This window comes from Blastococcus colisei (assembly GCF_006717095.1).
Lineage (GTDB): Bacteria > Actinomycetota > Actinomycetes > Mycobacteriales > Geodermatophilaceae > Blastococcus_B > Blastococcus_B colisei.
In genome coordinates, this window is sequence record NZ_VFQE01000002.1 from 93,797 (window position 1) to 113,555 (window position 19,759).

Consider the following 19,759-nt stretch of genomic DNA (forward strand, 5'->3'; position numbering starts at 1 on the left):
GTGGGACGGCGTGCGCCGCGCCGACGGGTCGTCGGGCACCGCGGCGACGTCGCACCGCCCACCTACAGTCGAGGGCGATGGCCACCGCTCCCCCTCGCACCGTGCTGGTCCGGGTCGCCAGCAGTGCCCCGCGCCGCGCGACCACCGGAGCACGACGCACCCGCCCCAACCGCCGACCTGCACCGAAGAGGAGCGCGCCCCGACGGCGGCGGCCTGCACAGCGGAAGCGCCCCATTCGCGCCACCGCCGGACGGTGGTGGCCCGCCCTGCTCGTGGCCGTCGCGGTGCTGGTCGGGGTGGCGTGGAATCACCAGGAGGGCGCGCCGTCGGAGGCCTGCGCGTTGCCCGCGTCCGGAGTCGCCGTGACCGCCGAGCAGATCGACAACGCGCGGATCATCGCGCAGGTGGGGCGCGACCGGGGGCTGCCCGACCGGGCCGTCGTCATCGCGCTGGCCACCGCCCAGCAGGAGTCCAGCCTGCGCAATCTCGACTACGGCGACCGCGACTCACTCGGCCTCTTCCAGCAGCGGCCCTCGCAGGGCTGGGGCACCGAGGCGCAGGTGCAGGACCCCGTCTACGCCGCCGGGAAGTTCTACGACGGACTCGTGCAGGTTCCGGCCTGGGAGACCGGCCGGCTCACCGATGTCGCCCAGGCCGTGCAGAGATCAGGACACCCCGAGCTCTACCAGCAGCACGAGGCGATGGCGGTGGAGCTCACGGCTGCCCTGGGACCGGACGGGCAGGGCACCCCGGCCTGCGGTTAGCGGCGCCGTCCCTCTGCGGAGGGAACTCGCTCAACGATCGACCGGCACGGGCCGACGACGTCCTCATGACGATCGCGCCGAACACTCCTGCCCTCGCGGCTGCGCCCGCCGCCGAGGCCGTGGTCGCCGACGTGACGACCCTGCTGCCCTCGCGGGCAGCCGTCCTCGACCGCATCGCCGAGCACCTGGCCACGCCCGCGGCCGCACCGGCCGCGCTGATGGTCATCGGCCTGCTCCGTCGCGACGACGGCTGGCCGACCGCCCAGAGCACCCTGTCCGCGGTCACGATGCTGCTGGCCGGCTCGCTGCGCGGCGACGACTGGCTGGGCAAGTCCGGCCCCGGGGAGTTCGTGGTGCTCCTGGCGGGCCCGGCAACCGCAGCGGGGACTGCCGCCACCCGTCTCGTGGGCACCATCCCGGCGCTGGGCATCCCCGACCTCACCGCCGCTGCCGGGATCGCCGCCCTCACCGGTGACGCCGACGCCGCGGAGGTGCTGCGCCGTGGACTCGTGAGCCTGACGGCCGCCCGACGGGCCGGCGCCGGCACGGTCATCCAGCACCGGAAGCCCTACTGAGGCACCGTCCGGCTCAGGCCCCGAGTCGCTCCGCGGCCGCGGCGATCCGCTCGTCGGTGGCCGTCAGCGCCATCCGCACGTGCCGGGCCCCTGCCGGGCCGTAGAAGCTGCCCGGTGCCGCCACGATGCCGAGGCCGGCGAGCCAGTCGATGGTCGTCCAGCAGTCCTCGTCGCGGGTGGCCCACAGGTAGAGCCCCGCCTCGGAGTGGTCGATGCGCAGGCCCGCCGCGCGGACGGCGGCGGCCAGCGTCTCCCGGCGGGCCCGGTACCGCTCGCGCTGGGCATCCACGTGCGCGTCGTCGTCGAGGGCGGCCGCCATGGCTGCCTGCACCGGGCCGGGAACCAGCAACCCCAGGTGCCTCCGGACCTCCCAGACCGGGCGGACCAGTGCGGGGTCACCGGACAGCAGACCGGCGCGGTAGCCGGCCGCGGTGGACTGCTTCGACAGCGAGTGCACGGCGAGCAGTCCGGTGTGGTCCTCCCCCGCGATCGCCGGGTGCAGCACGGAGCGGGGCTCGACGTCCCAGCCCAGCGTCACGTAGCACTCGTCGGCGACGACCGGGATGCCGTGCGCCCGGCCCCAGGCGACCCACTCGCGCAGCCGGTCGTCGCCCAGGACGCGGCCGTGCGGGTTGCCGGGTGAGTTCAGCCAGACCAGCACGACCCCGGCGGCGTCCGGCGGCGGCACGTCGGTGCGGCGGACGGCCAGCCCCGCCAGTACCGCCCCGACCTCGTAGGTCGGATACGCGACCTCCGGGACGATCACCGTGCCGCTGCGCAGACCCAGCAGGGTCGGCAGCAGGGCGACGAGTTCCTTGGAGCCGACCGTGGGGACGAGCGAGGGCTCGGCACCCAGCGGATCGGCCACGACCACCCCGAGCCGGCGCCGCAGCCACGCCGCAGCCGCCGTGCGCAGCGCCGTCGTCCCCAGCGCCGTCGGGTAGCCGGGGGCATTACCGGCAGCGGCCAGCGCCTCGGTGAGGACGGCGGGGGTGTCGTCGACCGGCGTGCCGATCGACAGGTCGACCACCCCGCCGGGGTGCTGCGCCGCGCGGGCGCGTGCACCGGTCAGGGCATCCCAGGGGAAGTCCGGCAGCGAGGGCGCCGAACCCGCAGCCGTGGTCGTCAGTGACCTTCACCCTGCGGCGGGAGGGCCGCCACCAGCGGGTGGTCCTTGTTGATCTTCCCGGTCTTGGCCGCGCCGCCCGGGCTGCCCAGGTCGGAGAAGAACTCCACGTTGGCGTTGTAGAAGTCCTTCCACTTGTCCGGGACGTCGTCCTCGTAGTAGATGGCCTCCACCGGGCACACCGGCTCGCACGCACCGCAGTCGACGCACTCGTCGGGGTGGATGTAGAGCATCCGCTCGCCCTCGTAGATGCAGTCCACCGGACACTCGTCGATGCACGCCTTGTCGAGGACGTCGACGCAGTCCTGGGTGATGACGTAGGTCACGGTGGTTCCCTCCCGGGGGACGCGGAGCAGTAACCGCTGGCCGGAGCCAGGGGGCGATCATGCCCGCCCAGTATGACGCGCCCCCGGGGGCCCGGGCGCGACGGGTGCCCGGACGGCGAAACCCGGCTCCCCCCGAAGAGGGTGGTGGGAGGTGGCGGCTCAAGCATCGACAGCGATTGCCGATCTTGATCCCGTGTCAGAGGAGTGGACGCACCACGGGACGACGCTGCGGCCCCCGCCGCCGGCGTCGCCGTACGACGCCCAGGCGGCGCTGGAGAACCAGCTCGCCCGTCTGCGCGCATCCGCCGGCGCCACCCGGGTCTCGGTCTGGGTGCACGAGGCGTCGACCGCCATGGCCGTCCCCTTCCGGGTGTCGATGGCCGACCCGCGCGAGGCGCCCGAGGCCAGCCCGCGTACTGCCCTCTCCCTCAGCCGCTCGCCGTTCCTCGCCGCCGTGATCCGCAGTCGGCGGCCGCTCGTCGCCAAGGCCGACGGACACCGCGCCTCGGACAAGGAACTGGCCGAGCGCGGCATCAGGTCCGCCCACGGGGAGCCGCTGCTCGTCGACGGCGAGGTCGTCGGCGTCCTCACCGTCGAGCCCGCCGCCGCAGCGGCTCCCCACCTGCTCCGGCAGGTGGCCCCCAAGCTCGCCCTCGCTCTCGCCGAGACGTGGACCCGGCGGTCGGAGAAGCGCCGCACCGCGCAGGCCGAGGTCCTGCTCGGACTCATCGAGTCCGCATCGAAGGCCCAGTCGATGGACCACCTGCTCGGGTCGGCGTGCCGCCAGCTCGCCGAGCTCGGCGAGGTGGAGCGAGCCTGCATCTTCCTGCTGGAGGACGGCCGCCTCGTGCCGCGGATGGCCGCCTACGCCGACGGGCGCCGCGACCTCGCCACCTGGGAGCAGTTCCGCAACGCGCCCGTCGGCCTGCAGCTGGCCGAGACGGTGCTGCGCACCGGCGAGCCGATGACTGCCGACAAGGACTCCGGACTGCTGTCGGGCTGGTGGGTCGACTCGTTCCACATCGCCTCCGGGATGGCGGTGCCCATCGGGCGCAGTCCCGACCTGGCCGGTGTCCTCACCCTCGACAGCACCGTCGTCCGCCCGTTCTCGGAGAACGTCCGCCGGCTCGCCGCCGCCGCAGGCGCCCACCTCGGCGGTGTCATCGAGCAGGCCCGGACCAGCCAGGCACGGGCGGCCTCCCTGGCCACCGCGCGGGTCGTCCGGCAGATGCTGGTGGACGGCGCCGGAGCGACCGGGGTGGCCGAGGCCGCGGAGGTGCTCTCCCGCGCCGTCCAGTGCCTGGCCGGCACCGACCGCAGCGCCGCCTACCTCGTCGACGACGACGGCAGGATCGGCGAGGTGCGCCACGTCGACTGGGCCGACGCGCACAAGGAAGTCATCCAGACGCAGCTGATCGGCCGCCCGGCCGGCGACGTCGCCCTGTGGCGGCTCACCGCGGAGCAGAAACTGCCCGTCTTCGTCGAGGACACCATGAGCAGCGACCTGCTCGACCCTCGGCTGGCGAAGGCCCTCGACCTCGCGTCCTACGTCTCGGTGCCGCTGTTCTCCGGCGACCGGCTGCTCGGTCTCGTCGTGACCGGCTCGACCTCCGAGGCGCGTGCGTGGTCGCCCGACGTCCGGGAGGCCGTGCGCCAGGTGACCCTCGAGGGCTCGCTGGTCGTCGAGAACGCCGCACTGCGCGCGGTCGAGAAGCTGCGCCTCCAGCAGCTGGCGACCGAGGCGCACCACGACCCGCTGACCGGACTGGCCAACCGCCGCAGGTTCATCGAAGAGCTCGAGGCCACCGTCTACCGCGCCGGAGACGCCGACTGCGCGGTGCTGATGATCGACCTCGACCGCTTCAAGGAGATCAACGACAGCTTCGGGCACAGCGTCGGCGACGACCTGCTCTGCCTCGTCGGTCCCCGCCTGGAGCGGGCGCTGCAGCCCGGCGACCTGCTGGCGCGCATGGGTGGCGACGAGTTCGCCGTCCTGCTGCCCGGTGCCGACGCCTCCCGCGCGAACGACGTCGCCGGGCACCTCGGCGCGGCACTGCGCGACGCCTTCGTGCTCGACGGCATGCCGCTGCACGTCGATGCCAGCATCGGCATCGCGCTGTGCCCCGACCACGGCCGGGACCGCTCCCTGCTGCTGGCCCGCGCCGACACCGCCATGTACGTCGCCAAGCGCGGCCGGCGCGGCTTCGAGGTCTGGGCGCCCGACGGCACGCCGGACTCGCGTGACCGGCTGGAGACGCTGGAGCAACTGCGCAGCGCCCTGGACGGCGACGAGCTCGACGTGCACTACCAGCCGAAGCTGGACCTGCGGACCGGCGGCGTCATCGGGGTGGAATCCCTCGTCCGCTGGAACCACGCCGAGCGCGGGCTGCTCTACCCCGACGTCTTCCTGCCCCTCGCCGAGCAGGCCGGACTGATGCGCCGGTTGGCGCTGCGGGTCCTGGAGCGGTCGCTGCGCGACCTGCAGGGGTGGCGCGCCGGCGGACTCGACCTGTCGATGGCCGTCAACCTGTCGGTCTCCAACCTCCAGGACGTCGCCCTGCCCGAGCAGGTGGAGATGCTGCTCGACGCCTTCCACGTGCCGGCCCCCTCGCTCATCCTGGAGATCACCGAGGACGTCCTCATGGCCGACGCCGCCCGCAGCCAGCAGGTGATGGCCGGGCTCCGCCAGCTCGGGGTCCGGCTCTCCGTCGACGACTACGGCACCGGGTACTCGTCGTTGTCCTACCTCCGGGCCCTCCCCGTGGACGAGCTCAAGCTCGACCGGAGCTTCGCCAGCAACCTGACGTCGGACGAGCGGGCGGCCGCCATCGTGCGCAGCACGCTGCAGCTCAGCCTGGACCTCGGGATGAGCATGGTCGTGGAGGGCGTCGAGGATGCCGCCACGCTCGCCGCGCTGCGCGCCTGGGGCTGCGACTACGCGCAGGGCTACCACATCGCGCGGCCGATGCCCGCCGAGCGGTTCCTCAGCTGGCTGGCCGACCAGCCGGCGTTCGTCCCGCGCGGCGGGATTCCCCAGCGGTCCTAGGCAGCAGGACTCCTTGCCGGGTCGGGAGCCGGTACGGCCTGCGGGTCCACGGGCGGGCGGCGGGGCCCGCCGAGGACCCGGCCGACGGAGAACGCGGCTGCGAGGACGCCGAGCATCAGGAACGCCAGGTTGACGACCCCGGTGGCCCCGCCCCCGGTCATGACCAGGTCGCCCTCCGGGCGGCGGGTCATCGCGCCGATGGCCACCACCAGCCAGACGACCGCGGGGAGCACCGCGACCAGCCGGCTCCCGGAGAGGCGCAGGGCCGCTGCGGGGAGCATCAGGTTCCCGACGACCGCGGCGACGACGGACAGCGGGACCACCAGCCCCCCCACGCGCAGGGGCAGCCAGAAGACCTCGACCAGGGCCAGCCAGCCGGCGACGACGACAGCGGCCAGGCCCCAGCCGACCCGTCCACCGCCCGCCCTCATCGGCAGCGGCCTCATCCGGACAGACCCGCGAAGAGGTCGTCCTCCCAGCCCTCGGGACCCGGTCCGGCCGGCCCGCGCTCGCCCTGGACGAGCCGGTAGTACTCGACGCCGAGCACCTCCTGGCCGAGGTTGTTGGAGAGGGCGAAGAAGGGGCCGTCGACCAGGATCTGCGTGGGGTGCGCTCGCATGGCGGCGTCCTTCCGTCCCCCGAACGCCCGGCCGTCCACGGCCGCGGTCACGTCCTCGTCCGGCACGGCGAAGGGGATGTCGTCGGCGCTGGTGACGCCCTCGAAGAACGAGTCGTCACCCGCGGCAGCCATCGCGTCGATGCCCTGCTGGAGGACCGACCGGGGCACGCAGCACCAGTAGACCTTCGCCACCGACCAGGGTTCGCCGAGGTCGGGCCGGTACGCGGGGTCGGCCGCGGCAGCGACTGCCCCCATCGCGACCCGGTGGGCCTGGATGTGGTCGGGGTGCCCGTAGCCGCCGTTCTCGTCGTAGGTGACCACCACCTGCGGCCGGACGTCCCGTACCACCGCGACGGCGTGCGCGACCGCCTCGCCCGGATCGGCGTTCCAGAACGCACGGGCGTGGGTGTTGGCCGGCACACCCATCATCCCGGAGTCGCGGTACCGGCCCGGGCCGCCGAGGAAGCGGATGTCGCTGACCCCGAGGGCGTCCATCGCCCCGCGCAGCTCCCAGATCCGGTAGCCGCCCAGCTGGTCGGTCTGGTCGGCCGCCAGCTGGGCGAGCTCCGGCACGAGGATCTCGCCCTCCTCACCCAGCGTGCAGGTGAGCAGGGTGACCTGAGCCCCCTCGGCGACGTACCGCGCCATCGTGGCGCCGTTGTTGATCGTCTCGTCGTCGGGGTGGGCGTGGACCAGCAGCAGTCGCCGGGAAGGGATCACAGCTCCATCATCGCGGTCGTCCGGACCGCGCCGTCAGGTGCAGTCCCTCACTCCGCGGGCACCACATGGCGGGCCTCGGCGAAGTGGCAGGCGGCCGGGTGGCCCTGGCCACGGTCGACGAGCGCCGGGGGCTCGACGGCGCAGATGTCCTGCGCCTTCCAGCACCGGGTGCGGAAACGGCATCCCGAGGGCGGGTTGGCCGGGCTCGGCACGTCCCCCTCCAGCAGGATGCGTTCCTTCTGCCCCCGCAGGTGCGGCTCGTGCAGGGGCACCGACGACAGCAGCGCCTGGGTGTAGGGATGCGACGGAGAGCCGTAGACGTCGGCGTCCGTGCCCTCCTCGACGATGCTGCCGAGGTACATGACGGCGACGCGGTCGGAGATGTGGCGCACCACCGACAAGTCGTGGGCGATGAAGAGGTAGGAGAGCCCGAAGTCGGCCTGCAGGTCCTCGAGCAGGTTGACGACCTGCGCCTGGACCGACACGTCCAGTGCCGACACCGGCTCGTCGCAGACGATGACCTCGGGTTGCAGCGCCAGGGCACGCGCGATGCCGATGCGCTGTCGCTGACCTCCGGAGAACTGGTGCGGGTAGCGGTTGACGAAGTCGGGGTTGAGGCCGACGCGGTCGAGCAGCTCCTGGGTGCGCTTCAGCCGGCCCTTCTTCGGCGCGATGTCGCTGTGCACGGACCAGCCCTCGGCGACGATGTCGCCTGCGGTCATCCGCGGGTTCAGGGACGCGTACGGGTCCTGGAAGATGATCTGGACCTCGCGGCGGTACTGCTTGAGTTCCCGTCGACCCATGCGTGCGACGTCCCGGCCCTTGTAGAGGATCTGCCCGTCGCTGGGCTTCTCCAGGGCGACGAGCAGCTTCGCCACCGTCGACTTGCCGCAGCCGGACTCGCCGACCAGGCCCAGCGTCTCCCCGCGTCCGAGGGTCAGGGTGACGCCGTCGACGGCGCGGACGTGCCCGATCGTCTTCTTGAAGACGATTCCCTGGCTGAGGGGGAAGTGCTTCTGGAGGTCGCGGAGCTGCAGCAAGGGCTCGGACGCCGTCGTGCCGCCGTGCTCGGATCCGCCGACGCCGGTGCGCGCCGCCCGGGTGGCGCGAGCCACCTCGTCGTCCCGGTCAGACCGCGTCCTCCGGTCCGACTCCGCGCCCCGGTCCGCTCCTCGCTCCATGCCCAACGCCCCCTCCGCGGTCGCTCCGCTCCTCGCTCGCTGGCGCTCGCTGCGATGCTCACTCCCTGTCGGTGCCGGCCTCCCTGCGATGCTCCCGGAGCTGTCGTCAGACACCGAGCACCTCCTCGCTGTAGTGGCACGCGGCCTCGCGCCCGGGGACGACCAGGCGCAGCGGCGGGACGTCGATCGCGCAGTCGCGACCGGGAGGCGCCTCGGCACCGATCCGGCGGCGGGGACAGCGCGGGTGGAACGGGCAGCCGGACGGGATGCGGGCCAGGTTCGGCGGCTGCCCGGCGATCGGTACGAGCCGGCCTCCCTTCGCCTCCAGCTGGGGGATCGACGTCATGAGCCCGTCGGTGTAGGGCATCGCCGGGTCGCCGAAGACGTCGTCGACGGTGCCCCGCTCGACGATGCGCCCGGCGTACATGACGGCAACGTTGTCGGCGACCTCGTTGACCACGCCCAGGTCGTGCGTGATCAGGATCAGACCCATCCCGGTGTCGCGCTGCAGGTCCTTGAGCAGGTCCATCACCTGCGCCTGCACCGTGACGTCGAGCGCGGTGGTGGGCTCGTCGGCGATGAGGATCTTCGGGTCCAGGGCGATCGCCATCGCGATCATCACGCGCTGCCGCATGCCTCCGGAGAACTGGTGGGGGTAGTCGTTCACCCGCTGGGCCGCGCCGGGGATGCGCACGCGGTCCATCAGCTCGACGGCCTGCTGCTTGGCTTCCTTCTTGGACAGGCCCCGGTGCGCGCGGAACATCTCGCCGATCTGGAAGCCGACGCTGTACACGGGGTTCAGCGCCGACAGCGCGTCCTGGAAGATCATGGAGATGCCGGGGCCACGGACCTGCCGCTGCTCCTCGGGCTCCAGGGTGAGCAGCTCGCGGCCGTCGAACAGGACCTTGCCGCCGGTGATGTGGGCGGGCGGAGTGTCGAGGATGCCCATGATCGCCTGGGCGGAGACCGACTTGCCCGAACCCGACTCGCCGAGGATTGCGAGCGTCTCCCGCTCCGCCAGGGTATAGCTGATCCCGTTGACGGCGTTGACCACGCCGGAGCCGGTCCGGAACTCCACGTGCAGATCCTCGACGGCGAGCAACGGCGACCCGACGGCGCTGCCCCGTGGCGCCGTCTCCGGGGTGGGAAGGATGCTCATGAACGCTGCCTCGGGTCGAGGGCGTCGCGCAGAGCGTCGCCCATGAGGATGAAGGCCATCACCGTCAGGGTCAGGACGGCGCTCGGGAACAGCACGATGTGCGGCGCCGTACGCAGCAGGTTCTGACCCTCGTTGATCTGCAGACCCCAGGAGATCGCCGGCCGCTGCAGGCCCACGCCGAGGAAGGTCAGCGTCGCCTCGGCCGCGATCAGGATGCCGACGGTGATCGTCGCGTAGACCAGTACCGGGGCCACCGCATTGGGCAGGATGTGCCGCACCAGGATGCGGGCGTCCCCGGTACCCATCGCCCGGGCCGCGGCAACGTAGTCGGAACTCTTCACCGAGATGACCTGCGAGCGAACCAGTCGCATGGCGGTCATCCAGCCGAAGGCCGCGAGCGCGATGGCCACCGCCCCCGCCCCACGGTCGCTGATGACCGGGATGTCCGTGGACGGCCCCACCCGCAGCAGCACGAGCGCCCCGAGGATCAGCGGCATCGCATAGAAGACGTCGGCGAGCCGCGAGAGCACGCTGTCGGTGAAACCGCCGTAGAACCCGGCGATCGCCCCGACGACCACGCCCAGCAGCAGGATGAACAGCACTGCCAGGACGCCGATGATCAGCGAGTTGCGCGCCCCGTACACCACCTGGGCGAGGTAGTCGCAACCCTGCTGGTCGAAGCCGAACCAGTGCTCCGCCGACGGCGGGTTCGACGAGTTGGCCAGGTCGCAGTTGCGCGGGCTCGCGCCACGGGCGAACAGTTGCGGGAACACGGCCATCAGGATGAACACCACGCCGAGAAGCGCCCCCAGCCAGAAGAGCACGCTCCTCCGGAGGGCCTTCCACGCATCGCCCCACAGGCTGCCCTGCGTTCCGATGGTCGTCTCGACCTCGGTCGGCTCCGCGACGTCGGTGACCCGGCCGGCACCGACCTCGTCGTGGCCCACGTCGCTCAGCTGGCGGTCAGTCATAGCGGATCCTCGGGTCGAGGACGGCGTACAGCACGTCGACGACCAGGTTGAAGAAGATGAAGAAGAAGACCAGGAGCGTGACGATGCCGACGACGACCGCCCCCTCCTGCCGCTGGATCGACTCGAACACGGCGCGGCCGATGCCCGGGATGTTGAACACCGTCTCGGTCACGATGGCCCCGCCCATCAGGGTGCCGATGTCGGCCCCGATGAAGGTGACCACCGGGATGAGGCTGTTGCGCAGCGTGTGGCGGACCACCACCGTGCTGGGCTTGAGACCCTTGGCGCGCGCGGTCCGCACGTAATCGGCACGGAGATTCTCGGCCATGCTCGTCCGGGTCAGTCGCGCCACGTACGCCACCGAGCCGGCGGCCAGCACCAGGCCGGGCAGCAGGTAGCTGTACCAACCCTCGCGGACGCCGGCGATCGGGAACAGCTCCAACTTCAGGCCGAGCACGAACTGGGCGAGGAAGGCGAGCACCAGGATCGGCACCGAGACGACGATGGTCGTCGACACCAGCACCAGGTTGTCGAAGAAGCTGTTCCGCCGGATGCCGGCCAGGACGCCGGCCACGATGCCGATCACGATCTCGAACAGGATCGCGACCAGGGCGAGCTTCGCGGTCACCGGCAGCCGATCGAGGATGGTGTCGAGGACGGGCCGGCCCGCGAAGTCGGTGCCGAAGTCGCCCTGGAACAGGTCGCCCACGTACTTCACGTACTGCAGCCACAGCGGGTCGTTGAGGTTGAACTCCGCGCGCAGCTGCGCGGCCACGGCGGGCGCGAGCGGCCGGTCGCCCGCGAGGGCGGCGATCGGGTCGCCCGGTAGCGCGAACACCATCGCGAAGATCAAGAACGATGCGCCCAGCATGACCGGGATCGTGAGCAAGAGGCGGCGCGCCACGTAGCGGCCCATGTCCCCCCTCAGTTCGTCGGGTCGGCGTGACCGGACGGTCCCGCGACACCGTGTCTCATGCTGTCAGTGCCACACATGGGGCGCCGCCGGAGGTGGCTGTCGCGGGGACAGCACCCCCGGCGGCGGCAGGTGGTGCGATTCGTGCGGTGGGGAACCGTCAGTTGACGGTGACCTCGGCGGTGCGGATGTGGCCGAACACGTCGATCACGACGTCCGAGACGGTGTCGGCGTGCACGGCCTGCTCGACGTCGAAGAACATCGGGATGCTCGGCATGTCCTCACTGAGGATGTCCTCGGCCTGGTTGTAGAACTCGATGGCCTCCTCGTTGCTCTCGGCCGAGTTCCCCTGCTGGACGAGCGCGTCGAACTCCTGATTCGTGTAGAAGACCCGGTTCGAGCCGTTCGGCGGGATAGCAGCCTGGCTGTAGAGCGGCTCCAGGTAGTTCTGCGGGCTCGGGTAGTCCATCGACCAGCCCAACCGGAACGGGCCGGTCGCGCCCTGCTCGGCCAGGAGCGGCAGGTACTGGGCGAAGTCGAGGTCGCCGCGGAGGACGTAGTCGACACCCAGGTTGTCCCGGATCTGGTTGCCCGCCGCCTGGACCCAGGCGTCGTGGCCGGCGCCCGAGTTGAACCACAGCTCGATCGGTTGGGTGCGGTCGAACCCTGCCTCGTCGAGCAGCGCGTTGGCCGCCTCGGGGTCGAGGACGCAGTACTCGCAGGCCCCCTCGCGGTACCCGTCGACGATCGGCGCGACGAAGGCGTCCGCCGCCTGCTTCGTGCCCTGGAAGATGGCCTCCGAGATGGCGTCCCGGTCGATGGCCATGGAGAAGGCCTGCCGCACGCGCGGGTCGGAGAAGCGCTCGTCGTACAGGGGGTAGCCCAGGTACTGGAAGCCCGACGACGGCGCCTCCAGGTAGGCGTCACCGAACACGTCCTGCGCCGAGGCGATGGCGTCCGGCGGCAGGTCCGGGGCGACGTCCAGGTTCCCGCCCTGCACGTCGAGGTAGGCGGTGTCGACATCGCTGTAGACCCGGAATTCGACCGTCTCGGCCTGTGCCGGATTCGGACCGGCGTAGTCCTCGTAGCGGGACAGGGTGATGCCCTGGCCCGGCTCGAACTCGCCGTCGGCCTTGAACGGGCCGGTCCCGATCGGCAGGCGACCGTAGGCCTCCGGGTCGCCGAAGAATCCCTCCGGCAGCGGGTGGAAGGCGTTGTATCCCACGGTGACGGGGAACTGGGCGAACGGCGCGGACAGCGTGACCTCGAAGGTCTGGTCGTCGACGACCTCGAGCCCGCTCATCTCCGTGGCGATCGCCGGGGAGACGACGTTGCCGGCGTCGTCGGTCTCGGCCTGCAGGTCGCCGTACCCCTCGATGTTCGAGAAGAAGTACGAGGCACCCTGGGCGTTCTCGCTGTAGGCCGCCCAGTTCCACGCGTCGACGAACGAGTTGGCGGTCACCGGCGTGCCGTCGTGGAAGGTCCACCCGTCGTTCAGCGTGATCGTCCAGGTCTGGCTGTCCTCCGACTCGATGGACTCCGCGATACCGGTGTACTCGACGGAGCCGTCGGCGGCGTACTGGATCAGGCCGGTCCACAGGGCCTCGAGCACCTGCGCGCCTTCGCTCTCCGAGGTGTTGCTCGGGACGAGCGGGTTCTCCGGGTCGCTGTAGAGCGCGACGCTGTAGCTGCCGCCGGTGGCGGCACCTTCAGCCTCGCCGCTGTCGGCGTCGTCGCCACCACAGGCGGACAGCACCAGCGCGGCGGCGATGGCCGTCGCGACGAGCGAACTGTTGCGCTTGCTCAACTTCACGTGCAAGGCCTCCCTCAGCCCGCGTGCGCGGGGGGAACGGACAGGTCGGTCCGCGGCCAGCAGTTGGGCCGTCGGACGACTGATTGGTCACGAGCGAAACGCACCCGGGCGGTACAGACCTCCCCAGTACGACGGATGGACCCTAGGCACGCCCCGAAGAGGGTGTCCACGGACGTCATCGAGTTGTGACCTGGACTCGCGATCTGCGCCCCAACCGTAACTTCGACACCTCTTCCGCCCGTCAGCAGGCGTGCCTTTCCTCTCATCGGGCCCCTCGGCCGGACAGCTTGCGGTGGATGGACACTGCGGGTTCAGGGCTCGACGGCCCGGGTACCGCCCGGACAGGCACCACCGCCGACCAGAGGAGTGCAGACCATGAGCGGCACGGACAAGCTGACGAACAAGATCGAAGAGCTCTCGGGCAAGGGCAAGCAGACCGTCGGTGACGCCACCGACAACCGCGACCTCCAGGCCGAGGGCCAGAAGGAGGAGTCGAAGGGCAACCTCAAGCAGGGCGTCGAGAACATCAAGGACGCCTTCAAGAAGTAGCGGAAGGGGCCCCTTCCCTCCCACCCCCGCACGCACGGCGCGGGCTCGGGAGAGGTCTGAGACGACGGACGCTGCGCTCCCCCGAGCCGCGGCGTCCGTCGTCTTTCTGTCCGGCGCCGGTGCGGACGATCAGTGGCGTCGGAGTGAGGCCCGGACGGCGGGCAGGAGGGGACGGTCGGCAGGTATCCAGTCCAGGGCTTCCAGTTCGTCCTCCTGGACCCAGCGGAGCGCGGCGTGCTCATGGGCCACCGGGGTCCCCTCCGTCAGCCGCGCTTCCCAGACCCGCAACGTCGAGCTGCCGGGAGCACCGCCGCCCACCACCCCGTCGAGCAGCACCTCGCCGAGGAACGCCCGGGGCACGATCGCGACGCCGAGCTCCTCCCCGATCTCGCGCACCAGCGCCGACAGGTCGGATTCCCCCGGCTCGACCTTGCCTCCCGGGAACTCCCAGAGCGCGTCGTAGGGACCGCCCGACCGCTGGGCGACCAGGACTCGGCCGTCGTCGACGATGGCCGCGCCGACCACCTGCAGCACGTCGAGGGCGCGGCGGGCGGCCGCCGCGGCGTAGGCGTCCAGGTGGGACTGCATCGCGCGGACGATCCGCCGGCGCAGCACATGGCCGAGGAGGGTGCCCAGGACGCCGGTGTCCCATGCCAGCTGCTCCTCGACGAGCGTCCCCGCACCGGTGGCCGAGAAGCGGCGGGAGTGCGTGAGCCAGCGCCGGCCCGGTGCGGGTGCCGCGGCGTAGACGTCCCGCCAGGGCCGCTGGGACACGACCTCGTCCAGCGGAGTCCCCCACGGGCGGCCGAGCGCCCTCGCCACGTCGAAGGCGACGGTGAGGGGCGCCTCCACCAAGGTGGTGAATCGCAGCTGGAACACGGATCCACCCTTCCAGAGCAGGCAGGATGGGCCCGCAGGACCCGGCAGAGGGGACCCGCAGGACCCGGCGGAGGAGAAGAGTGCGCATCACCGCCCGCGTGGACTACGCCGTCCGCGCAGCCCTCGAGCTGGCCGCGGTGGCGCCCGAGGCCCTGACCGCCGAGCGCATCGCGACGGCGCAGGGCATCCCGGCCCGCTTCCTGCAGACGATCCTCGGCGACCTCCAGCACGCGCGCCTGGTCACCAGCCAGCGCGGTCGCGAGGGCGGCTACCGGCTCGCCCTCCCGCCGTCGGAGATCTCCATCGCCCGCATCATGCGGGTGGAGCAGGGCTTCCTCGCCGAGGTGCACGGCAAGCGCCCGGAAGACGTCGTGTACCCGGGTGCCGCCGGTGCGCTGGCGTCGGTCTGGGTGGCCGCCCGCGAGGGCTACCGGCGGGTGCTGGAAGGCGTGACGCTGGCCGACGTGATCTCCGGCGAGCTCCCCGCCCACGCCGCCGAGCTGATCGCGCTCGAGAACGCCTGGCGCTCCTTCGGCGACGACCCCGGCACGTGACCGGGTCCGGCGTATCCCGGCTCACACCACTCTTCCGGTCGGCTTGTGCGACCATGGACGGCATGACCGACCGCGGCAGCCTCCTCGTCGCGCGTCTGCACATCGACCTGGCGCTCGTCTCCAGCGCCGTCTGTCGCGCTCAGCGCTGAGCTCGGTCCACCTCGCGCGGCCACGGCTGCGCCTCCGATCATCGGCGCTCCTCCCTGACCGGCCGGGCGCCGCGGGGATGGCGAGCGCAGGAAGAAGTACGTCGTGACCACCCCCACCCGCGTCAGCAGCCGTCCCCAGCGTGGGGAAGGCCAGTGGGCCCTCGGCTATCGCGAGCCGCTCAACCCCAACGAGCGGATGAAGAAGGACTCCGACGGCCTCGAGGTGCGGCAGCGCATCCTCGACATCTACTCGAAGACGGGCTTCGACGGCATCGACCCCGGTGACCTGCGTGGCCGGATGCGCTGGATGGGCCTCTACACCCAGCGCGCCCAGGGCATCCCGGGCGGCAAGACCGCCGTCCTGGAGCCGGAGGAGCTCGAGGACTCCTACTTCATGATGCGCGCCCGCATCGACGGCGGGCAGCTCACCAGCGACGCCCTTCGGGTCCTCGGCGGCATCAGCACCGAGTTCGGCCGGGACGTCGCCGACGTCACCGACCGGCAGAACGTGCAGTACCACTGGATCCGCATCGAGGACGTGCCCGAGATCTGGCGGCGGCTCGAGTCGGTCGGCCTGAGCACGATGGAGGCCTGCGGGGACGTGCCGCGCGTGATGCTCGGTTGCCCGCTGGCGGGGATCCTCGAGGACGAGGTGCTCGATGCCACCGACGTCATCGCCGAGACCGTCGCGAAGTACGTGGGCAGCCCCGAGTTCAGCAACCTGCCCCGCAAGTGGAAGACGTCGATGTCCGGCTGCGTCGACCACTGCACCGAGCCGGAGATCGACGACGTCTCCTTCGTGGGCGTCGTGAACGAGGCGGGCGAGGCCGGTTACGACCTGTGGGTCGGCGGCGGGCTGTCGACCAACCCGATGTTCGCCCAGCGGATCGGCGTCTTCGTCCGGCCCGACCAGGTGACCGACGTCTGGGCTGCTTGCACCGCCGTCTTCCGCGACTACGGCTACCGCCGGCAGCGCAACCGCGCCCGGATCAAGTTCCTCATGGCCGACTGGGGCCCGGAGAAGTTCCGGCAGGTGCTGCAGGACGAGTACCTGGAGGAGCAGCTCCCCGACGGCCCGGCCCCCGCCCCGGCGAAGCACGACCAGCGCGACCACGTCGGCGTCAGCAAGCAGAAGGACGGTCGCAACGCCGTCGGCTTCGCGCTGCGCACCGGCCGGATCAGCGGCTCGCTGCTCACCACGATCGCGAACCTGGCCGACCAGTACGGGCAGGGCCGGATCCGCACCACGACGCAGCAGAAGCTGGTCATCCTCGACGTCCCCGACGAGCGGGTCGAGGACCTCGTCGCGGCGCTGGCCGAGCACGACCTGCAGGTGCGGCCCAGCGCCTTCCGCCGCGGCACCATGGCGTGCACGGGCCTGGAGTTCTGCAAGCTGGCGATCGTCGAGACCAAGCAGCACGCGCAGGACCTCTACGCCGAACTCGAGAAGCGACTGCCCGACTTCGACGAGCCGATCGGCATCAACGTCAACGGCTGCCCGAACAGCTGCGCCCGGTTCCAGACCGCCGACATCGGGTTCAAGGGCTCGATGGTCCGCGACGCGAACGGCGAGATGGTCGAGGGCTTCCAGGTACACCTGGGCGGGCACCTCGGCGTCGAGGCCACCTTCGGACGCAAGTTCCGCGGCCACAAGGTGACCAAGGCCGAGACCGCCGACTACTGCGAGCGCGTGCTGCTCGGCTTCCAGGAGCGCCGGACGCCAGGCGAGTCCTTCGCCGCGTACGTCGCGCGCGCCGAGGAGGCCTGGTTGCTGTGACGAGGCACCTGTGACCGAGGAGTCGGGCGGTGGAAGGTCCCGGCAACTGCCGGTGTTCCACTGCCCGTACTGCGGGGACGAGGAGCTGACCCCCTACGGGGACGGCTCCGACGGGTGGCGCTGCGGCGCCTGCCTGCGGGCCTTCACGGTCCGCCTGATCGCGACGGGAGTGAACGAGTGACGATCGCCATCCGGCCGACGCCGGAACTGGCTGCCGCGGCCGATGCGCAGTTCGAGGGCATCGCCGACCCGGTCGAGCAGGCGCTCGCCGTCCTGCGCTGGGCCGGGGAGACGTTCGGCGCGGAGTTCGCCGTCACGTCGTCCATGGCCGACGGTCTGCTCGCCCACCTGGCCAGCCGCGTCGTCCCCGGGGTCAACGTCGTCTTCCTCGACACCGGCTACCACTTCGCCGAGACGATCGGCACCCGGGACTGGATCACCGGCGTCCTCCCCATCACGCTGGTGAACGTGACCCCGCCGCAGACCGTCGCCGAGCAGGACCTCTCGTTCGGCCCGAAGCTGTACGAGCGGGACCCGGACCTGTGCTGCGAGCTGCGCAAGGTGAAGCCCCTGGCCCAGGCGCTGGCCGGTTTCGTGGCCTGGGGCTCGGGGATCCGCCGCGACGAGTCGCCGACCCGTGCGGGCACCAGGCTGGTCGACTGGGACGCCAAGCGCGGCATGGTGAAGATCAACCCGATGGCGGCCTGGACGCAGGACGTCGTCGACGCCTACGTCGCCGAGCACCAGGTGCCGGTGAATCCGCTGTTCGAGCTGGGCTACGGCTCGATCGGCTGCGCGCCCTGCACCCGTCCGGTCGCACCGGGCGAGGATTCGCGGGCCGGGCGCTGGGCCGGGCGTGGCAAGACCGAGTGCGGCCTCCACACCTGATGAAGGACCTCGTCCCACTCCACGGCACGCTTCGCGCGCCGCGGGCCCCTGGGACGAGGCCGTTCCAGCACGGCACCATGGGGCGATGCCCCGACCGCCGCGCCTCTCCCCCGACGAACTGTCCGCCGCCCTGCGCGGCCTGCCCCTGTGGTCCGGCGATGCGGACGGTCTGCGCCGCAGCGTCGAGCTGCCCAGCTTCCGGGACGCGGTCGCAGCGATCGTGTCGATCGCCGACGTCGCCGAGGAGATGGACCACCACCCGGACGTCGACCTGCGCTGGCGCACCCTCCACCTGACGCTGGTCAGCCACTCCGCCGGCGGGGTCAGCGACCTGGACGTGGAGCTCGCCCGGCGGATCGACCGACTGCTGCCCGCCTGAGCAGCGAGGCATAGGAACCTATACGTGCGGCTGCGGGCCCGAAAACGTATGTAAAGGTTCCTATGCCTGCGTCAGCCCTCGACGGGCAGGACCAGCAGGCGCAGCAGCCGGTCGGCGTCGGCGTCGGGGTCCTCGGTCAGCCCGGTGTGGACGGGCCCCGGCTGGATGACGGTGCTGCGCGGCGCGGTCAGCCAGCGGAACCGCGACCCGAGCGCCTCGCGCCCGGCGGCACCGGCGCCCGGCGCAGCGGCGCACACGTCGGTGGCCGCCTGGAGCGCCCGGCCGATGGCCGTAGCGTCGGCCGTGGGGTCCAGCGCGTGCAGGCGGGCCTCGTCGAGGTGTACCCGGGCGCCCAGGTAGTCCCGCTGGCGGCAGTAGACGAGGACGCCGGCGTTGAACGCCTCACCTCGCTCGATCCGGGGGACGACGCGCAGCACGGCGTACTCGAAGGTGTCCCTCGTCCGGAGCCCGTTCATCGCTGGGTCACCCCCTCCGGCGGCGGCGGTCCCAGCCACGCGGGCCGGTTCTCCCCACGCGGCGCACGCCGGCGACCGCCACCACCCGCGTCGGCGGCGGCGACGAGCGCGGGCAGCCACGCGTCGCGGGCGGCGAGGCGGGCCAGGAGCTGATCCACGTACCGGGTGCGCAGGACGCCGGGCTCGTCCTCCAGCCAGTCATCGGGCACCTGGGCGAGGACGTTCTCCAGCAGCGGCCTGGTCACCCGGCCGGCCAGTGCCGCATCGGCGGCCGGCACCCGGGGCTCGCACTCCAGCAGCGCGTGCGCGGAGGCGTCGTAGGGGCGGCTGACGGCCGCCTCGGCTCCCGGCCAGTGGTGGTGGAACGTCAGGGCGGCGCCGTGGTCGATCAGCTCCAGCCGGCCGTGCCAGAACAGCATGTTGGGGTTCCGCCAGGACCGGTCGACGTTGCCGATCAGCGCGTCGAACCACAGCACCCGCCCGGCGAGTTCCGGGTCGACTCCGTCGGCTCCGGCCTCGAAGTCCAGCGCGCCGGGCAGGTAGTCCAGTCCCAGGTTGCGTCCGGCCGAGCGCTGCAGCAGTTCCTGCACCTCGACGTCGGGCTCCCCCACGGCCAGCTCGGGGACGACGTCGACGGTGACCAGCGCGGGTACGGGGAGATCCAACGCCCGGGCGAGCTCGGCGCAGACCACCTCCGCGACGAGGACCTTCACGCCCTGGCCGGCGGCCCGCCACTTGACCACGTAGGTGCCGAGGTCGTCGGCCTCCATGAGCCCCGGCAGCGAGCCACCCTCGCGCAGCGGGGTGACGTAGCGGGTGGCGGTGACGGCGGGCAGCACAGTGCCGACAACCTAACCGGTTGCCCACCCCGGACCCCCGTCCCCCGCCTCGTCGT

The 19,759-nt window shown here is 71.9% G+C and carries 21 protein-coding genes; 9 read left to right on the forward strand and 12 right to left on the reverse strand.

Features of this window, described 5'->3' with window-relative positions; genetic code table 11:
- Window positions 1–77 precede the first annotated feature (77 nt).
- A complete protein-coding gene (locus FHU33_RS26310; RefSeq protein ID WP_211355288.1) occupies window positions 78–764 on the forward strand; it encodes a hypothetical protein in 687 nt (228 codons plus the stop codon).
- A gap of 65 nt (window positions 765–829) precedes the next feature.
- Window positions 830–1,339: a GGDEF domain-containing protein gene (locus FHU33_RS19890; RefSeq protein WP_142027358.1), complete on the forward strand. Its 510-nt coding sequence runs from the start codon at window positions 830–832 to the stop codon at window positions 1,337–1,339.
- A 13-nt stretch (window positions 1,340–1,352) separates the two neighbouring features.
- On the opposite strand, the gene dapC is transcribed toward FHU33_RS19890, so the two are convergent.
- The gene (gene dapC / locus FHU33_RS19895; RefSeq protein ID WP_142027359.1) at window positions 1,353–2,468 is read right to left on the reverse strand and encodes a succinyldiaminopimelate transaminase; all 1,116 of its coding nucleotides are present in this window, start codon (window positions 2,466–2,468) and stop codon (window positions 1,353–1,355) included.
- A complete protein-coding gene (gene fdxA, locus FHU33_RS19900) occupies window positions 2,465–2,791 on the reverse strand; it encodes a ferredoxin (RefSeq protein WP_142027360.1) in 327 nt (108 codons plus the stop codon). The genes dapC and fdxA overlap by 4 nt, the downstream gene beginning before the upstream one ends.
- 193 nt (window positions 2,792–2,984) lie before the next feature.
- Here fdxA and FHU33_RS19905 point away from each other — a divergent pair, with 193 nt between their 5' ends.
- Window positions 2,985–5,837 carry a bifunctional diguanylate cyclase/phosphodiesterase gene (locus FHU33_RS19905; RefSeq protein ID WP_170182616.1) on the forward strand — a complete coding sequence of 951 codons (2,853 nt, stop codon included), beginning with the start codon at window positions 2,985–2,987 and terminating at the stop codon, window positions 5,835–5,837.
- Here the strand turns inward: FHU33_RS19905 and FHU33_RS19910 are convergent.
- From FHU33_RS19910 to FHU33_RS19940, 7 genes are all read right to left on the reverse strand, one after another.
- Window positions 5,834–6,268 (reverse strand): hypothetical protein, encoded by a 435-nt coding sequence (locus FHU33_RS19910; RefSeq protein WP_142027362.1) that lies wholly within the window; start codon window positions 6,266–6,268, stop codon window positions 5,834–5,836. The genes FHU33_RS19905 and FHU33_RS19910 overlap by 4 nt on opposite strands.
- An 11-nt stretch (window positions 6,269–6,279) precedes the next feature.
- Window positions 6,280–7,176 (reverse strand): N-acetyl-1-D-myo-inositol-2-amino-2-deoxy-alpha-D-glucopyranoside deacetylase, encoded by an 897-nt coding sequence (gene mshB / locus FHU33_RS19915; RefSeq protein WP_142027363.1) that lies wholly within the window; start codon window positions 7,174–7,176, stop codon window positions 6,280–6,282.
- Between the two features lie 47 nt (window positions 7,177–7,223).
- The gene (locus tag FHU33_RS19920) at window positions 7,224–8,291 is read right to left on the reverse strand and encodes an ABC transporter ATP-binding protein (protein WP_246064020.1); all 1,068 of its coding nucleotides are present in this window, start codon (window positions 8,289–8,291) and stop codon (window positions 7,224–7,226) included.
- A 172-nt stretch (window positions 8,292–8,463) separates the two neighbouring features.
- Entirely contained in the window at window positions 8,464–9,516 is a 1,053-nt protein-coding gene (locus tag FHU33_RS19925; RefSeq protein ID WP_142027365.1) for an ABC transporter ATP-binding protein, read from the reverse strand.
- Window positions 9,513–10,487 carry an ABC transporter permease gene (locus FHU33_RS19930; protein ID WP_142027366.1) on the reverse strand — a complete coding sequence of 325 codons (975 nt, stop codon included), beginning with the start codon at window positions 10,485–10,487 and terminating at the stop codon, window positions 9,513–9,515. Before FHU33_RS19930 ends, FHU33_RS19925 begins: the two co-directional genes overlap by 4 nt.
- Window positions 10,480–11,403 (reverse strand): ABC transporter permease, encoded by a 924-nt coding sequence (locus FHU33_RS19935; protein WP_142027367.1) that lies wholly within the window; start codon window positions 11,401–11,403, stop codon window positions 10,480–10,482. Before FHU33_RS19935 ends, FHU33_RS19930 begins: the two co-directional genes overlap by 8 nt.
- 157 nt (window positions 11,404–11,560) lie before the next feature.
- On the reverse strand, window positions 11,561–13,213 hold the full coding sequence (locus FHU33_RS19940) for a peptide ABC transporter substrate-binding protein (RefSeq protein WP_142027368.1): 1,653 nt from the start codon (window positions 13,211–13,213) through the stop codon (window positions 11,561–11,563).
- Window positions 13,214–13,588: 375 nt separating this feature from the next.
- Here FHU33_RS19940 and FHU33_RS19945 point away from each other — a divergent pair, with 375 nt between their 5' ends.
- A complete protein-coding gene (locus FHU33_RS19945) occupies window positions 13,589–13,762 on the forward strand; it encodes a CsbD family protein (RefSeq protein ID WP_142027369.1) in 174 nt (57 codons plus the stop codon).
- Between the two features lie 129 nt (window positions 13,763–13,891).
- Here FHU33_RS19945 and FHU33_RS19950 read toward each other — a convergent pair whose 3' ends face one another.
- Window positions 13,892–14,641 carry a (deoxy)nucleoside triphosphate pyrophosphohydrolase gene (locus tag FHU33_RS19950; RefSeq protein WP_142027370.1) on the reverse strand — a complete coding sequence of 250 codons (750 nt, stop codon included), beginning with the start codon at window positions 14,639–14,641 and terminating at the stop codon, window positions 13,892–13,894.
- A gap of 80 nt (window positions 14,642–14,721) precedes the next feature.
- Between FHU33_RS19950 and FHU33_RS19955 the strand changes: the two genes are divergently transcribed.
- The 5 genes from FHU33_RS19955 (at window position 14,722) to FHU33_RS19975 (ending at window position 18,388) form a co-directional block, all read left to right on the forward strand.
- A complete protein-coding gene (locus tag FHU33_RS19955; RefSeq protein WP_142027371.1) occupies window positions 14,722–15,195 on the forward strand; it encodes an RrF2 family transcriptional regulator in 474 nt (157 codons plus the stop codon).
- Window positions 15,196–15,447: 252 nt separating this feature from the next.
- Complete coding sequence (locus tag FHU33_RS19960) at window positions 15,448–17,121, forward strand: nitrite/sulfite reductase (RefSeq protein ID WP_142027372.1); 1,674 nt, start codon at window positions 15,448–15,450, stop codon at window positions 17,119–17,121.
- 10 nt (window positions 17,122–17,131) lie between these two features.
- On the forward strand, window positions 17,132–17,302 hold the full coding sequence (locus FHU33_RS19965; protein ID WP_211355289.1) for a hypothetical protein: 171 nt from the start codon (window positions 17,132–17,134) through the stop codon (window positions 17,300–17,302).
- Complete coding sequence (locus tag FHU33_RS19970) at window positions 17,299–18,009, forward strand: phosphoadenylyl-sulfate reductase (protein WP_211355290.1); 711 nt, start codon at window positions 17,299–17,301, stop codon at window positions 18,007–18,009. Before FHU33_RS19965 ends, FHU33_RS19970 begins: the two co-directional genes overlap by 4 nt.
- Before the next feature lie 85 nt (window positions 18,010–18,094).
- On the forward strand, window positions 18,095–18,388 hold the full coding sequence (locus tag FHU33_RS19975; protein WP_142027373.1) for a 4a-hydroxytetrahydrobiopterin dehydratase: 294 nt from the start codon (window positions 18,095–18,097) through the stop codon (window positions 18,386–18,388).
- A 71-nt stretch (window positions 18,389–18,459) separates the two neighbouring features.
- Here the strand turns inward: FHU33_RS19975 and FHU33_RS19980 are convergent, their stop codons facing one another.
- Both FHU33_RS19980 and FHU33_RS19985 read right to left on the reverse strand, forming a co-directional pair.
- Window positions 18,460–18,864, reverse strand: coding sequence for a DUF3037 domain-containing protein (locus FHU33_RS19980; protein WP_142027374.1), 405 nt, complete (start codon window positions 18,862–18,864; stop codon window positions 18,460–18,462).
- A complete protein-coding gene (locus FHU33_RS19985; protein WP_142027375.1) occupies window positions 18,861–19,703 on the reverse strand; it encodes a HipA family kinase in 843 nt (280 codons plus the stop codon). The genes FHU33_RS19980 and FHU33_RS19985 overlap by 4 nt, the downstream gene beginning before the upstream one ends.
- Window positions 19,704–19,759 lie beyond the last annotated feature (56 nt).